Below are 16,554 nucleotides of genomic sequence, written 5' to 3'. Positions count from 1 at the left end.
AATTAATCTATCTTTTTTCCGATATCTGCAATCGTACGCAATGAAAGAGAGAAATTAAAGTTTTGCAAGGGTGTTTTCCTGCCTGGATTCGTTACCTGTTGATAACCGAATGTTAACCCGAAACATTCATCTGTATAATTCAAGCTAATTCCTCGCTTTACAAATGTACCAGATACTAAATCATAACCGGCGTTGCTATTAATAGACCAATAATCTGCCAGTTTAAGTCCTGTTTGAAAAGAAATTTCTTGGCGCTCTTGAGGATATTCATAATCTGGTTGCTTTGCGATATAGGCATATTGTAGAGCCGCCCAAAAATTTTGCCATTTTTGTGATGCTTCGATTTCACTACGGCGGATTTTTCCTGTTTTTTTATCAAAGCGTCCACGCGTTTCTAAGGAAAAACCACTTTTATGGGTTGCACCAAACATTGCAACATAGTCTGAACGTTTTGCCTCTAAGCTAGAATGAATACCGACATTGACAAAGTCCTTTTCTGCAAAAGAATTCTTTCCTGCTAGATGAAAGGATTGTCCAACAAGACCATAAAGAGACCAATTGTCATTAAAGCTTCCAGAATATCTTAGACCTATATTGGCTCTTGTGCCACCTTCTACACGATCATAACCAGAAAATTTATCTCGTTGAAAGAGAGTGGTTGCATCAAAGACAAAGCTTTGAGCATCTTCATTAGGAATTTGTCCAATATATTGTTCATTATTGCGTATAAAAATTTGTGCGGTTGGTTCTATAATATGTGTAGAATGATCCGCTGTAATAAGGAAGGGATAGCGTAGTTCTAACCCTGCTGTTGCCATGCCACGAATTGTTGAACCATGAATTGCGGATGAGGAATTGTTTTCTGTAGAAGCTGTATAATTTTCGCTTGCATTGGTTGTAATGATATCAGCTCGTAGAGAGAGAAGGGGGGTTAAGATGAGTCCGTTGTGCGTGTTGAAGCGCTTTTTCCACTGAAGCTCGTTTGTTAAACGCAAACTGTTTCCAGCCATACCAGAAAGTCTTACTATGTTGAACGGGTTTCCGTTTTGGTCGGTAGAACTGAAGTCAGTATGACGACGATAAATTGATTGCATATTACTATGGAAGGTAAGCTCTCCATTATAAATGGGTTCATCTGGTGTGAAAAAATAATCGATGCGCGGTAGGACCCAAGCTTGCCGAGAGTGACGTTCATAATGAGGATCATTCAATATTGAATCTTGAACTTTAAAATGATAAAAACGCATATCAAAATAATTTTTTCCTGCAAGACCATTCAGATAGATCTGAGAAAGTTGTGTAGGATTGCTATAGTTTTCAAGTTTATAGGCACGACTAAAATGCCGATCTGATTGTGCAAGAATATCCCATCCATAAGTCCAGTGTGAATTAATACGAAAGTCCCCTTTTGTTGCCAGCATATAACGGTTTTTATGCTGTGCGTCAATCGTATCATTATCAAATCTATGCCGTTTCATTTGGTATATATGAGCAAAGCGAATATTATAACTGCCCATTTTAAAACGTTGACGCCATTCTCCTTCGGTTAAAAGCCCTTGTTGGGTATAAACGGTAGAAGAAAGGGTAAAATCATAGTGAGGGGCGAGATTCCAAAAATAAGAATTCTTTATCCCCATACCGAGATAATCAGTATAAAAAAAATGAGGAGTAAGCAGACCGCTAGCACGCCTGACAGTTGGATCATAGATCTCAAAATTTGGAAATTTTATAATCGGGACACCAAAAACTTCAAAACTGCTATTTTCAAACCGAATTTTTTTGATGCTATTATTCCATATGATCTTTCTTGCTTTAATTTTCCATAGGACGTCTCTATCTGGTTTATAAGAGCAAGGTTCACAGGCTGTATAGGTTGCATTTTCAAAGACTGTTATGTGATTGTTTTTGCGTGTAGCATTTTGGGCTGAAAAGTGAACATTGTTGGCTGTATCAATACGTAAGGCGTTTACAAAACCCTCGCCAAGATCTTTGGTCATATCAATTTGGTTGGAATAAATTTTATTACCATCCTTTTCAGTAATTTCAACGTTCCCTTGTGCTATAAGCCGTCCTGTTTTTTGATTGTAAATAATTTTTTGAGCGACAACTTTATTGCCATCATATTCGATTTGGACATTACCTTGTGCAGAAACAGTGTTTTCATCACGATTGTAGATGAGTTCATCCGCAGAGAGCAAAAGAGGACGTTCCGGATTTCGAATGCGACTTTGAGAAGGAGACATAAGGCTTTGAGCGTGCGCACAATAAGACAAAGCGCCTCCTAAAATAACCCCCATAACACTTTTAAAAGCGAGAGCACTTAATTTTTTTAAAATAATTTTTTTAAGTGTTAATGCTTTCACTTAGCCATCCTCTTTATGAAGTAAAAAAGAGATTCCTAAGAATAACGCAATAACAACGGGTGTCCAAGCTGCAATAATTGGTGGAATATATCCAGCATTACCAAAAGCTTGAACAAGTACGGAAATAACATAAAGCATAAACCCAGCTATTACTCCACCAAGAATCAACGTTCTAGATTGTCCGAAACGCGTAAAATTTAAAGATACAGTTGCTGCAATGAGGGTCATTGCCACAAGCAATGCCGGTAATGCAATCAAAGATTGGAAATACATATCAAAATTATTAGCAGAATAGCCAAATGAACGTGCAATCATAATTTTTTTTGGCAATTGGTAAAATGGAATAGTCGCGGGATTCGCTAAACGTTCCGTTAAAAATTCAGGTTTTAGATTGGTTTTTATTTGCAACACGGTAAATTTTTCAGGAGGATGCCCTATTTTATAGATTGTTCCGTTTGTTAATAGCCAAGATCCATTAGTCAAGGTTGCTTTTGGGGTGTTAATCCAATTTTTGACGGTTGCGTTGTCCTTGTATTGTACAAAGGTTGCATCGAGAAGAGAAAGTCCTTGGTCGGTGATAAATTTAGCACCAATGGTTGTTCTGCCTAAATTTGTACGTTGTGTTAACCAGTGGATACCTGTATTATGAAGAGGTGTTAGTACATTGTTATTGCGCCATTCAGTCATCTTTTTTTCTGCTTGAGAAAATCCCCATGCAGCAAGTGGATTAATGAGGAGAATTGAAAATAATCCCAAAAGAAAAGCTCCCAAACAAGCTGGCATAAGAAATTGCCATGCAGAAACACCGATTGAACGAGTCACCACAAGTTCAAGTTTTTTGTTGAGCGAGATAAGTGTTGCCATTGCAGAAAAGAGTGCAATGAAAGGGATAAGTTGTTGCATGATAAAAGGGATGCGTAAAACAGAGAGGAAAAATACATCTTTTGCTGTATGATGTGGAATGGAGGATAGCCTACCGGAGTTCTCTGTGAAATCGATTAAAAGAGCAAGAACAAAAATGCTTCCCCAGAAATAACAAGTTATTTTAAGATAACGTATAAAAAAGTATCGTCCAAGTGTCCACCCAATCATGATGTTTCATCCGAGGAATCTTGAGATTTTCGATGTTCAAATTTGTTCATTACTTTTTGAAAAGCGATTTGAATAATCTCATTAACTTTTGTGGGGAGCCCAATTTTATGATTCGTTAAAAGCATAAAAAAGACAAACGCACTTGTCCCTATGGGCATAATATAAAGGAGAGGAACGTATGCAAGATCGTTCTTTGCTTTTTCTGCGAAAAAATATCCTATCCAATACACCAGAAAAGAAAGGGCAATTGCCGAGAAATTTTCGGAATGACGAGCTTGTCGATGGGAGCTTACATCTCCTGCTGCTGCTAATGCAATAAGTGAAAAAACAATAGGGTAGAGCCATTGTGTTAATCTGCGGTGAAACTCAGCTTTATATTGGAGTGGTTTTCGTTGATAGTAGGGATCTTTTGGATCAGGATTTTGTAAATAAGAAAGAGATCGATCTTTTGGATAAAGAGTAGGTGCTTTATCACTGGGGATAAACTCTCCTAGGCTAAAAGTATATGAGCTAAACTGAACGATTGAAACATTGTTATTCTGATGGTTGACTCTTTCTATTTCACCGTTATTGAGAACCAAAAAACTACCGTTTTTATTGCTCACAATGGATGCGTCTGTTGCATAATAAAAAAGATCAGTCTTAGGATCACGCTGGTCGGCAATGAAAAGGCGTTCAAGTGTTCCATTTGGATTTCGTTCGCCAATTTCTATGTAAAGGTTATTGGCGAGTTTTTGGAAGCTTCCTTCATTAATGAATAGATTAATAAGATCAAAATGAGCGCTTGCTAGCATTTGTCGCATATGAAGACGCGCTTGAGGAACAACAAAATTAGCTATAGAAAAGGAGATACAGGATGCAACAATAGCAAGAAGAAGAATAGGTTTCCAAACAGTACTTTTAGGAAAACCAGAGGCATTGATGACAGCAAGTTCTGAGTCTTGATGCATTGCTGAAAGGATGGTTGTAATTGCGATCACTAATGCAAATGGAATGACAAGAAAAACAACAGAAGGAACCAATGAGAGTGAAAATTCTAAGACTGTGAGGAGTGTTTGTTTACTTGTTGTGAGAAAGTTTATCCGTGCGAGAATTTGTACTGTCCAACTAACGCCCACTGCTGCAATCATAACAGAACTAAACAAAACAAGGACACGTTTCAGGATGTAGAACTCAATAATACGCATAAATTGGGGAAAATCCTCAGTCTTTAATTCGATAGCAAATATTTTTACTGCTTTCGGTTAAAATGTAATAAAGTTCGAAAAAATATCCTTCTATGAATTGGATATTTTAACCAAATAAATAATATAAAATTGCCTATGAGGTCCTCTTTAAATTTTCCGTACATTATATTTTATTTTCAACTATAGTCTACAAAGAATCTAGAAAATAACTTAAAAAAATTTTTATTAACGTTGAAATTAAAATTTTTTGTCTTTTAAAGACACGTGCAAAAAGATAATGCATCTCAATCAAAAAAGAGGGTTTATATCTTGAACCGTTTCCTTTTATACTGTGGGTATGGAAGTTTCTCTAAAAAAGATGTTAGCTTTTTATAAAGAGTGATGAGGGCTTAAGAGGTTGGATATTCTATTCTATCATTTGTCGCAGTCAACGCTGAAAGATATTTTGCCAACGCTTGTAGAGCGTGCATTGGCTCGTTTTGGTAAGGTAACAATACAATGTGTAAGTGAAGAACAACGCGATTCTATGGATATGCATTTATGGGTTTATGCGGATGAATCATTTATTGGACATGGAACTGAGTGTGATCAATATTCAAACTTTCAGCCTGTATTTCTGACGACAGGACAAGAAAATCCGAATGATTCAAAGATTCGTTTTCTCATAGAGGGAGCCGTATGTTCGAATATTGATACTTATCAACGGCTTGTTGTGATATTTGATGGTAGAGATGATGAGCAGTTGAGTCTTGTTCGTGCACAGTGGAAAAAATATAAAATGGAAAATCATAATTTAACGTATTGGCAACAGACTGAAGATCGTTGTTGGGAAAAACAGGTTTAATGCGCCTCATCTCTGTTGTTCTGATTTTTATAGGATTGATAGGAATAGTAAATCCAGCGCTTTTTATTGCGAAAGGATCAGGGGGAGGGCGTTGGGTTTTTATTGTGATTTTTCTTTTAGGCATATTAAATATATGGCCTACAATTAAAAAAATGAAACGGCATCATGATAATTGATCGAATTTTGCTTGTTTTATGGGCTGTGATATTGGCTTTTTTTTGCGTTTCGTGGTTGGGAACAACACATATCCTATCAGGAATGTTTACTGTTGCTTATATAAGCAATATTGCAGATTTTTTATTTTTCTTTTTGAGTGCCTTGTTCGCGGGAATATTGTGGTGGAAAATACGGCAACCCATGTCTTTAAAAATGAAACTGGCAGCATTTTTGCTGCCAGTACTTATTTTATTCTTCTTTATTATATTTTAGTTGGATATTTCATCATCTGTAAATCCGACGAAGCAAATCAGTGAAATAAAAGAAGCAAGAAGCAAATAATAGCCGATATAAGATGTATCAAAATGTTGTACCAGATATTCTGCAATATAAGGCGCAAGAGAGGCTCCTACGATACCCGATAAGTTGAAAGTAATAGAAGAACCAGTATATCGAATTGCTGTTGGGTATGGTGAAGCCAAAACAGCACCAAGAGGGCTGTATATCATCCCCATGATAGACAAACCGATAACAGACATTGCAAGGACTCCTATAACTCCAGAATTTAAGAAATAAGGAATTGCAAAAGAATAGCTACCGGTGATGATTGTAACCCAAATCATCAAAGTTCTACGTCTAATACGATCAGCGAGTTTTCCAGTGATGACAGTAAAAATTCCACAAAAAATAGCACCAACAATTTCGACTTGAAGAGCTTGATAAAATGGCAATTGCAGATGGTTTGTTGAGTAGCTTAACAAATATGCGGTGACCAAGTAAAACAAAACAAATGTTGCCATACCAGAAAATATTCCAAGAAATAGGATTCGTGGACATTTTAAAAAGACATCGATGATAGGAACTTTGACACGTTCTTTACTTTCAAGAGTTTTTTTGAATTGAACAGTTTCATTGATTGAAAGACGGACCCATAATCCTATAATCATAAAAACAACTGAAGCAATAAAAGGAATGCGCCATCCCCAAGCTAAAAGTTCCTCATGATCAAGGAAATGCAACAGACCTAAATAAACGGCAATAGATAAAAATAAACCGATTGGAACACCCAATTGGGGGAACATCGCGTACCAGCCGCGCTTTTCTGGAGGGGCATTTTCTGTTGCGAGCAAAACAGCTCCTCCCCATTCTCCTCCTAATCCCATTCCCTGTCCAATACGGCACAAGGTCAAGAGGAAAGGGGCAAACCATCCAGCGGTTTCATAAGTAGGAAGAAAACCAATAATGACTGTTGAAAGACCCATTGTGAGAAGAGAAGCAATAAGTGTTGCTTTTCTTCCAATTTTATCTCCAAAATGTCCAAAAACAATTGATCCAAAGGGCCTAGCAAAAAAGGCCGCTCCAAAGATCAGGAAAGATTGTAAAATGGCAATCTGATCATTTTGTGTTGGAAAAAACACATGAGGAAATATGAGAGCTGCGGCAGTGGCAAAGACATAGAAATCAAAGAATTCAATTGTTGGGCCAATAAGGCTTGCAAACAAAATGCGACGAGGGGAATTTCTGTTTCTTGTACCTTGCATTTCTAAGTTTATAGACATGAATAGAATGTCCCTTTCAGTATATGACAAATCAAATGATGAGTTAACTGACTATAATTATAAAAATTTCAAATCACTGTCGAGTCGGTATTATGACGTTTCTTATATATTAGAACAATGATTATGGCTTGATGAGCATGAATAAGTGTTCTTTAGATTATCCAAGTTAAGTAGAATAAAGACACTGTTTTAAATGCTGTAGAGGAAGAAATATGTGGATACAAAGGCCGCTCTCATTAACATTACTGTTTTCTTTAATGTTTAATGCCATTTTTATCTATTGAGGGATCAATCTTATTTATAGATCAGCCTTTGGTATCTCAAAAATATTTTTCATAGATGTAATTATAACACTTTTTAAGTGTAACTAAAAGAAATTAAATCTTTTAGTTGTGCATGCATTTTAAAACACAGGGTGTATATTTGATTTGTCAGAGTTTAATCCATCAACGCTTTGTTATCTTAAAAAACATGAGGTTGAGCAATTGCATTGAGTTGTTTTGGTCTATGCACTTTTTTCTAAATGGGGGAATTTAAATTTGAAATTATGGAGTGTGAATAATGCAACGCAATTTGAAATTAAGTTTTTGTGCATTAATGACCAGTGGTTTTTTTGTCAAGATTGCGAGTGCAGATGGAGTAGCTACACCAAAAGAAAAGTTATTAACACCAGTAAGTATCAGTGAACATCTAGAAGAGACAAAAAAATTGTTATCGGAAGTGAGGGGATTAAAAGAAAAAAAAGGGGGATCAAAAAGGATAGAGAATAAACAGATAGTAGAAGGAAATAAGTCTTCAGAAGAGGAAAGGAAGAGATTAGAAAACCTATTCTTTGAAGTACTCACAAATTCAATAATAAGTGATGGTGCTACTATCTATATTACTAATCGTGACTCTGAAGATTCTGAAATAAATAGCTTTAAATATGAAGATGCAGGCTATTCCATCAATAATACGGTTCAAGAAGGTGGAAAACTCTACATTGATGCAGCAAGTGTTAGCAGGGATACGACAATTGAGAGTGGTGGTATTGAATTCGTCCAAAATCTGAGCAGTTCAGAATATGCCACTGTTAAAAAAGGTGGTAAACAAATTGTTGAGAGTGGTGCAAATGCTGAGGGGGCTAAAATCTATGGTGGTGAGCAGATTATTTTTGGGAAGGGGGTTCTTGGAACTGGTTTGTTGCGTGAAGATAAGGGAAGTAGTGCTTATAACACCGAAATTTATGCTGAAGATGGAATCCTAGGACTACAAAGTGTCTATAGTGGGGGGATGGTTGTTGACACAAAGGTTATGAAAGGAGGTGTCCAGAATCTTGATGGTAAAGAGAATTTTAATAATGGATTCTCAGAAGATACTGATACAGCTGATACAGAAAATGAGGATTTTACAATCAATGAGGGGGCTTTTGCATTTAGTACCGAACTTTTTAAAAATGGTGCGCAGAATATCTTAGCAGGAGGGAATGCGAGCGAAGTTACTTTATATGATAGAGCTACTCAGAAGATATATGATTCTGGATACGCGGATAATCTAACAATTAATCACCAAGCACAATCATGGGTTTTTGCTGGTGCAATATTAGATAAGGATACAAATGTTAATGATTTTGGCAACCTCTATCTTTATGCTGGGAATGGTGAAGCTGTTACGGAAGTAGAAAATCTTATTTTAAATGGAGAAGATGCCAAGTTATACTCTATTGCAACTAAAAATAACGCTACTCTCTCTCAGGTTAATATCCAGAATTTAACTGGAAGTGGCAGAGTTATTTTTACATCTTTTGGGGCTGATAAGCATTACTCTAAGCTTAATATTGATGATCTATCAGGTTCTTTACATTTTGAGTTTAATGTCAACTTTGCCAAGCATCTTAGTGATTATCTTGTTATTAAAAAAAGTGGTTCAGGTTATCATACAATAAGTATTACTGATTTTGGAGGTGAGGTTACAACCCCTTCCCACAAAAAGCTTAAATTAATTTCTGATCATAGTGGAAACGCTCATTTTACTCTGACAAACACTTTTGGTGAAAAAATCAGAGCTATTGATGCCGGAACCTACATGTACAGTTTGAAACATAGAAAAAATAAGAGCAATGGTAAAATTTGGTATTTAGATGCGAATTATGCTCTTGATGAGGAAAATACCTCTTTATTTTCTGATTTTAACTTGCAACCATCTGCGATGGCTTCATTATCGAATGATCTCACAGAACGCACAATTGAAAAGGGAATGATTGTTACGATTGCTGATCCTAGCTTTGATAGTACCAGTGAGAAAGTTGATAGCAATGGAGAAACTTCAATTAGTAATATAGTTAAAGATGCTGGAAAGCTTTCCGTTTATAACGGTGGTTTTAGCCTGTATACGACAATTCAAAGAGGTGGTACTGAACTTATTAGAACACAGGGTCTTTCACAGGATAGTACAGTTAAGAGAGGGGGAAAACAAAAGGTTGAAGATGGGGGGAAAACTGAAGGGGCTCAAATTTACGGTGGTGAGCAATTTGTTTCAGGAAAGTCTGATATCAAAGGTGAGATGGTAAGGAGTAGCGCCTATGACACTGTCGTTTCTGGTAAAAATGGAGTGCTAGGATACCAGAATGTGTATGATGATGGAGAGGTTTTTAGCACAAAGATCATGGAAGGAGGGGTACAAAATCTTTTTGTGGAAAAAGATCTAGACCATTATAGCAGTTTTGCATTTGATACGAAGATTTTTTCTGGTGGAGAACAACACGTTTTAGCAGGAGGAATCGCTATTGGTGTTCTCTTACAAGGGAATGCTTTTCAAGCAATAGATTTAGGAGGCTATGTAAAAGATTTAACGATTAAGGATCAAGCACAATCGTGGTTACATTCTGGTGCAACATTAGAAGGAAACACCATGATTCATGATTCTGGACGGATTTATCTTTATGCTGGTGCTGAGCAATCTCATACTGAAGTAGAAAAAATTGTTTTAAATGGCAAAGATACCACATTATACTCTATTGCTTCCAAGATGGATGGTGAAAGCTCTTTGATTGAGGATCTAAGCGGGGATGGACGCGTTGTTTTTACTTCTACCGTGTTTAATCCACATTACTCTAAACTTGAGGTCGGTAATCTTTCAGGTAATTTACATTTTAGGTTTAATACTAATTTTGCAGAACAGCGCGGTGATTATCTTCTTATAAAAAAAGGAGCAGGTCATCACACCATCAGCGTTATCGATTCTGGTGCTGAAATGACCAATTCTCTTCCACAAAATCAGAACTTAGTTTTGGAGCTTGATTTAATTCATGATCAAAGCGGAAATGCGCATTTTACTCTGATAGATTTTGGGGGTGAAGAGATAGCTACTGTTGATAATGGAGTCTACATGTACGCTCTAAAGAAAAAAGATCATAATGGTGGAAAGATTTGGTCTTTATCGACACCATCTACATTGGAAAAAATTTCTACTCCTATCTTTTCTCCATCTCATACGGAGTTGCCTATAGATAACTCTTTTGAGCAAGACAACACTGTTTCTCCTTCGGAAGATTCTATACCCAATTCTTATACAGGTGATTTCAGTTTTTATGCAGAGGATTTCATTACTGGTCTAGGTGAAAAAATTTTACAAAACTCCATACTCGGTGACAATAGCATAGTTTATATTGCTGGTGATGGAGAAACGGATGATTTTAAATTATCCATTAATAATACAGTTCCAGAAACTGCAACACTCTATGTTAAGACTGGTGGTTTTAGTAAGAATACAACAATTGAAAATGGTGGTTCAGAGATTGTAGGGGAACAGGGTATCTCAGAATTTACGATTATTTACGAGGGTGGAAAACAAAGAGTGGAGGGAGGAGGATCCGCATTGAGAGCTGAAATTTATGGTGGTGAGCAGCTTGTTTTCGGAGATGGTTACGTAAATGGTGAAATTGTGGGGAGCAGCACTTATAACACGACACTTTATGGTCAAGGTGACACGCTGGGACAGCAGAATGTATATGATGATGGGATGGCTGTGGGAACAAAAGTGATGAGTGGAGGAATACAAACTCTTGCTAAATGGTTTGCAGATGATGATAGTTTTATACAAAAAAGTGGTGGCTTAGCCCTGAATACTGAGGTTTTCGCGGGTGGGGTACAGCGGGTATTAGCGGGAGGAGAGGCGGATATTGTGACTTTACACCGCCATGCTGCTCAAGAAGTTCATGCTGGTAGCATTGTAAAAAATCTAACAATTAAAGAAGGAGCCAATTCATGGGTTTTTGCTGGTGCTATGTTGAAAGGAAAAATAAAGATTCATGATTTTGGACAAGTCCATCTTTATGCTGGAAATAATAGCTTTTATACTGAATATAAAAATTATCAGACAACAGTAGACGATATTAATTTAGAGGGAGAAAACACCAAATTATACTCTATTTCTACTGGATATGGAAACACAGAAACCTATATTAAGAAGCTAAGCGGTGTGGGAAATATTATTTTTACTTCTACAGAATCCGATTTACATTACTCTAAGCTTTATATTGATAATCTTTTGGGAAGTCTACATTTTGATTTTAATGTCAGCCTTGCAGAAGGAGAGGGTGATTATCTCTTTATCAAGAATGGCCGGGGTTTTCACACAATAAGTATTGTAGATTCCGGTATTGAAATTGTTGATCCTTCTTCAACAGAACTTGATTTAATTGTTGATCAAAGTGGAGGAGCACATTTTACTCTGAGAAGCTTTTCTGGTGCAAATGTTAAAACTATTGATGGCGGAACCTATACGTATGGTTTAAAACAGAGAATTGATGAGGATGGGGGTGAAAAAGTTTGGTATTTATCTGCGGTATTTATTGATAATGTTTCATTTCTCAACAGTTTGCCGCGTAGTAGGAGCAGGTCTGCGCGGCATTTAAATCAAAATCAATTAGTCTCTTCTCTTTCAACTATTACCGTTACAAAAGAGCATACGATTAAGTTGCCACATCGAAGAGAAAACCGCCAAAACTTAAGGCAAAAATCTCCAGCTTCTGTATCTCTAACTGTTTCAACTCTTGGAAGTCAAATTATTGAAGGAGCATATCCAGCAAGTCCTCTTTATTTTTCTGATGGAAAGCAACAGGCTATTGTTTCAGAATCTTCACCATCTTTATCCGATCAAATGATTTTGCGTCCAGTTCATAAAGAACAGCCTTCTCCACAATTGAGAGAGACGCTTTCAGTTTCTCACTTTTTAACCACTCCCTCTACAGATGCGGTATTGTCTATGTCTGTGGTTCCAGCGATGGTTTTTCACAATGAAATGCAAACCGTGCGTGCGGGAAGAGGAATTCTAGATAAAAGTAACAAGAATGCAGCTTTATGGACCTATGCGATCAAGTCTAAAGAGAGTATTGCTACAGAGCATATAGATTTTAAGTTGGATCAGACAGGTATTGTTTTAGGGATCAATAGTTTAAGTGAGTGGGAAAACGGAGAATTTTATATAGGTGGTTTTGGCAGTTATGACCGCGCACGCATTGGGCATGCACGGGGTGGTATGAGCGGTATCAATACTTATGGCATTGGCGCTTATGTCACTTATTTGGATCATAGTGGATGGTATTTAGATGGTATTTTAAAATATAATCATTATCAGAATACTCTAAAGGCAGTTTCAACGAATGGTTTAGGGATTGAGGGAAGTTATAGGCAATGGGCGGTGGGCACTTCCTTTGAAGCAGGTTATCGACTTAAGACGTCAAAGAGCAGTTGGTTGCAGCCTTATGGACAATTTACATGGTTGCAAGTTGAGGGTAAAGAAATCAAATTATCGAATGACATGATAGGTAACATGCGTCCATTCACTTCATTACGCAGTGAGGTTGGCATATCTTTAGGATATGAATTTGGTTCTCGCATGGCTTCCTCATCACTTGCGTACATTACAGCAGCATGGTTGCGTGAGAATAAAGATAATAACCATACATTGATTAATCAACGGCATTCATTTACCACTGACTTATCGGGTAATGCAGGTAAGTTAGGAATCGGTTTGAGCAGTTTAGTGAGTGAGAAGTTAAAGTTATATGGTGAGGCACATTATGTTAAAGGACGTAAAACAAAACAGTCCCTTCAGGGTATTTTAGGTGTACGCTATAGTTTTTAATTATATGGTTATTTTTTGGTTATCTTTAAATATATGATTGTTTTTAAAGATCTTTAATGAAGGTTCAGAGAACAATTTTTCAGAGCATGTGGCTTTGCTTTTCATGATAAACTGTATACCCTTATATACTTTATTATGCATTACTTTTTTCTTTGATAAGAAAACTCCGAGAAAATGCTAAAGAAGCACTATAAAAACGCCCTTATATTCTTGATCAAAAAAGTATTAAAAAACCTGTAGAGAACAGTTTTGTATGAGATAAGGAGGATTTTTAAGAAGGATTGTTTGCAATCTAAGGTTGAAAATATGTTTTGTAGAGCTAATTACGTTTAGTGTCTATGCAGGCGTGAAGGGGGAGGATATGGCTCTACAATATAAATGGAAACGACATTGTTGGATACTCATGTTGAGCAGCTGTTTTGTGCAAGCTGCTGCTGCAAATGAGAGGGGAATACCACTTTTTTGTCAATCTTCAAGTTATGAAAATGGCAAAATATTTCAGGATCAATACAACGAGGATATGAAAACAGGAAGATGCATACTTGGAGCATCTAATGATGTTATTATAAGGGCGCGCAACGAATTAGGCTTTTTAAAAAAGCCTAGCGATTTTACTGAGGATAAGGGCACTAGAGTGTTTGCGAGTCAACAGGAGCTTGACAGCAGTCGTCGTGACAATGTCAGGTATAATGTACAAGAACAAAATATTGCGTTTCTTAAAAAACCTGAACTTATCTTCATTAAAGATGGGGCGCTATTAGAAAATTATGTCCTTGATAATGAAGGTAAAGCATACATTTCAAATGATGGGGAGAGTGATAGCCCAGGGCGATCCATTAATAACACTGTAAGGAATGGTGCAGAGCTTTATGTGTATGCAGGAGGTCTCAGTGAGAATAGTAAAATTGAACATGGTGGAATTGAAAATGTTGAGGCTTTAAAGGGAAAACAAGGCTTTTCAAAAAATGCTGTCGTTAAAGAAGGAGGACGACAAAGTGTTGGAAATGGAGGAAAAGTAGAGGGGACTAAAATTTATGGTGGTGAGCAACTTGTTTTCGGGGAGGGGGATGTTGGAGGAGAAGTTAATGGGAGTAGTGCTTTTCATATTATCATTTATGGTCAAGATGAAACACTAGGCCAACAAAAAGTATATGATGGCGGAAAAGTTTGGGATACGAAAGTTATGCGAGGGGGCGTACAAGAGGTTGGAAAAAAATCTCAAAGTGCTAAAAATGGTGGTTTTGCATTTGATACAGAAGTTTTTGGCGGTGGTAAACAGCGTATCTTTAAAGGCGGTAAGGCTATAGGAGTTACTTTAAATGAGAGCGCTATTCAGGAAATATATGCTGATGGATCTGTAAAAAATCTAAAAATGAATGATGAAACAAAATCATGGGTGCATGCTGGGGCCACATTAGAAGGGAAGACACAGGTAAATCATTCTGGGCAGATTCATCTTTATGCTGGGAATGATCAACATCGTACCATAGTAGAAGATATTATTTTAAATGGAAAAGATACAAAACTGTACTCTATTACTGATGAGTTTGATGGAAAAAGTTCTTTGATACAAAAATTAAGTGGTGAAGGGAGTGTTATTTTTTCGTTTACAGGTTCTGATCCATATTATTCTCAGCTTCATGTGAATAATCTTTCAGGAAATTTACATTTCGCGTTCAATACTACGATTGCCCATAACCGTGGTGATTATCTTTTGGTTGAGAAAGGTGCTGGGAATCATACGATAAGTGTTGCTGATTCTGGAGTTGAAATCACGGATCCTTTTTCAAATAAGCGTGATTTAATTATGGATCAAAGTGGTGGCGCACATTTTACGCTGACAGATCTTAAGGGTGACAAAATTAACGCCATTGATGGTGGAACTTATATGTATGATTTGAAAGAAAGAAAGGATGAAAATGGAAAAGTGTGGTTTTTATCTGCAGACCGCCTTAGTGGACCAGAAACCTCTATTCCAGATCCGGAAAATCCTTTTGTTCCTGGTGAGACATCAACAACACCCTCTACAGATGCAGTGTTAACGTTGTCCGTAGTTCCTGGACTTGTTTTTAACAATGAGTTGCAAATTGTAAGGAATGGTAGAAAAATTTGGAACAGAAATAGGAAAGATATCGAACTATGGACTTATGCGATTAAGAGCAGAGAACGTATTGCGACAGGCCATACACACTTTAAGCTTGGGCAGACAGGTTTAGTCTTTGGTGCTGATCAGTTGAGTGAATTAGGGCATGGAGAGTTGTATATTGGTGGTTTCGGTAGTTATGATCAAGCACGTATTTCTCATGCACGAGGTGGTAATAGTGATCTGAGCTCTTATAGCATTGGAACTTACGCAACTTATTTTGATCATCGTGGATGGTATATGGACGGTGTTTTGAAATATAATTATTACCGAGATAATTTGAAAGCTATCTCCACGAATGACTTAGCTATTCAAAGTCATTACAATCAGTGGGCGATAGGTGGGGCATTTGAAATTGGTTGTTATTTTACACCGGCACAGAATACTTGGATGCAGCCTTATATCAAGCTAACAGGTTTGCAGGTTGAAGGTAAAAAAATAAAACTTTCAAATGGAATGATAGGTGATCTAAGCCCATTGGTTTCATTCCGCAGTGAAGTTGGATTAACTGCAGGACATGAATTCTTTGTGAATTCAGAAACTTCATTAACAGCTTACATTATGGCAGCTTGGTTGCGTGAGAATGTAAATAATAATTATACGACAATTAATAACCAGCATAAATTTATTACAGACTTATCGGGTAATGCAGGTAAATTGGGAATTGGTGTAAACGGTTCGGTCAATGATAAACTGACACTTTATGCAGAAGCACATTATCTAAAAGGACATAAGATTAAGAATGCTCTTCAAGCTATTTTAGGATTACGCTATAGTTTCTAAATATGTGTGTACACGGCTGATTAATTTTATGAATGTAATTGTTTTGCAAGTTTAAACAGATAACGCTCGATTTTATCTTCTTGAGAGTGTAGAGATCTTCTCAAATAGTAAGGATATCTTTATACTCTCCTTTGAAGGCACGAGCGTTTTTTTCATCTATAACTTCAAATATTGCAAATTGTTTCTTGAATTCAAGTTAACAATTTGAATTTTATTCAGATTTTCTGCCTTAAGTTAGAACTTTCTAGCTGCTTATAGACACGCAACTTAAAGTTGTCTATATTAAAAAATACACTTAAAA

8 protein-coding genes are annotated in these 16,554 nt (G+C 36.7%); 4 read left to right on the top strand and 4 right to left on the bottom strand.

The window, feature by feature from the left end; genetic code table 11:
• Nucleotides 1-2 precede the first annotated feature (2 nt).
• From ACFIKO_RS01255 to lptF, 3 genes are read right to left on the bottom strand one after another with little or no spacing between them, the layout of a single operon-like run.
• Nucleotides 3-2,363, bottom strand: coding sequence for an LPS-assembly protein LptD (locus ACFIKO_RS01255; protein ID WP_375673090.1), 2,361 nt, complete (start codon nt 2,361-2,363; stop codon nt 3-5).
• Entirely contained in the window at nt 2,364-3,455 is a 1,092-nt protein-coding gene (gene lptG / locus ACFIKO_RS01250; protein ID WP_375673089.1) for an LPS export ABC transporter permease LptG, read from the bottom strand. It abuts the gene before it with no gap.
• A complete protein-coding gene (gene lptF, locus ACFIKO_RS01245; protein ID WP_375673088.1) occupies nt 3,452-4,642 on the bottom strand; it encodes an LPS export ABC transporter permease LptF in 1,191 nt (396 codons plus the stop codon). Before lptF ends, lptG begins: the two co-directional genes overlap by 4 nt.
• A 397-nt stretch (nt 4,643-5,039) precedes the next feature.
• Here lptF and ACFIKO_RS01240 point away from each other — a divergent pair, with 397 nt between their 5' ends.
• Both ACFIKO_RS01240 and ACFIKO_RS01235 read left to right on the top strand, forming a co-directional pair.
• Nucleotides 5,040-5,486 (top strand): DNA polymerase III subunit chi, encoded by a 447-nt coding sequence (locus ACFIKO_RS01240; protein ID WP_375619423.1) that lies wholly within the window; start codon nt 5,040-5,042, stop codon nt 5,484-5,486.
• 165 nt (nt 5,487-5,651) lie between these two features.
• Nucleotides 5,652-5,915, top strand: coding sequence for a hypothetical protein (locus ACFIKO_RS01235; RefSeq protein ID WP_375673087.1), 264 nt, complete (start codon nt 5,652-5,654; stop codon nt 5,913-5,915).
• On the opposite strand, the gene ACFIKO_RS01230 is transcribed toward ACFIKO_RS01235, so the two are convergent.
• Nucleotides 5,912-7,201, bottom strand: coding sequence for an MFS transporter (locus ACFIKO_RS01230; protein WP_375619425.1), 1,290 nt, complete (start codon nt 7,199-7,201; stop codon nt 5,912-5,914). The two genes, ACFIKO_RS01235 and ACFIKO_RS01230, sit on opposite strands and share 4 nt — an antisense overlap.
• Nucleotides 7,202-7,762: 561 nt before the next feature.
• Here ACFIKO_RS01230 and bafA (ACFIKO_RS01225) point away from each other — a divergent pair.
• A complete protein-coding gene (gene bafA, locus ACFIKO_RS01225) occupies nt 7,763-13,327 on the top strand; it encodes a BafA family autotransporter (protein WP_375673086.1) in 5,565 nt (1,854 codons plus the stop codon).
• Between the two features lie 361 nt (nt 13,328-13,688).
• Entirely contained in the window at nt 13,689-16,253 is a 2,565-nt protein-coding gene (bafA, locus tag ACFIKO_RS01220) for a BafA family autotransporter (protein ID WP_375673085.1), read from the top strand.
• The last annotated feature ends 301 nt before the right edge of the window (nt 16,254-16,554 follow it).

Origin of the sequence: Bartonella sp. TS82HLJMH (assembly GCF_042193495.1) — a bacterium.
Lineage (GTDB): Bacteria > Pseudomonadota > Alphaproteobacteria > Rhizobiales > Rhizobiaceae > Bartonella > Bartonella grahamii.
This window is presented reverse-complemented; position numbering and strand designations above follow the sequence as displayed.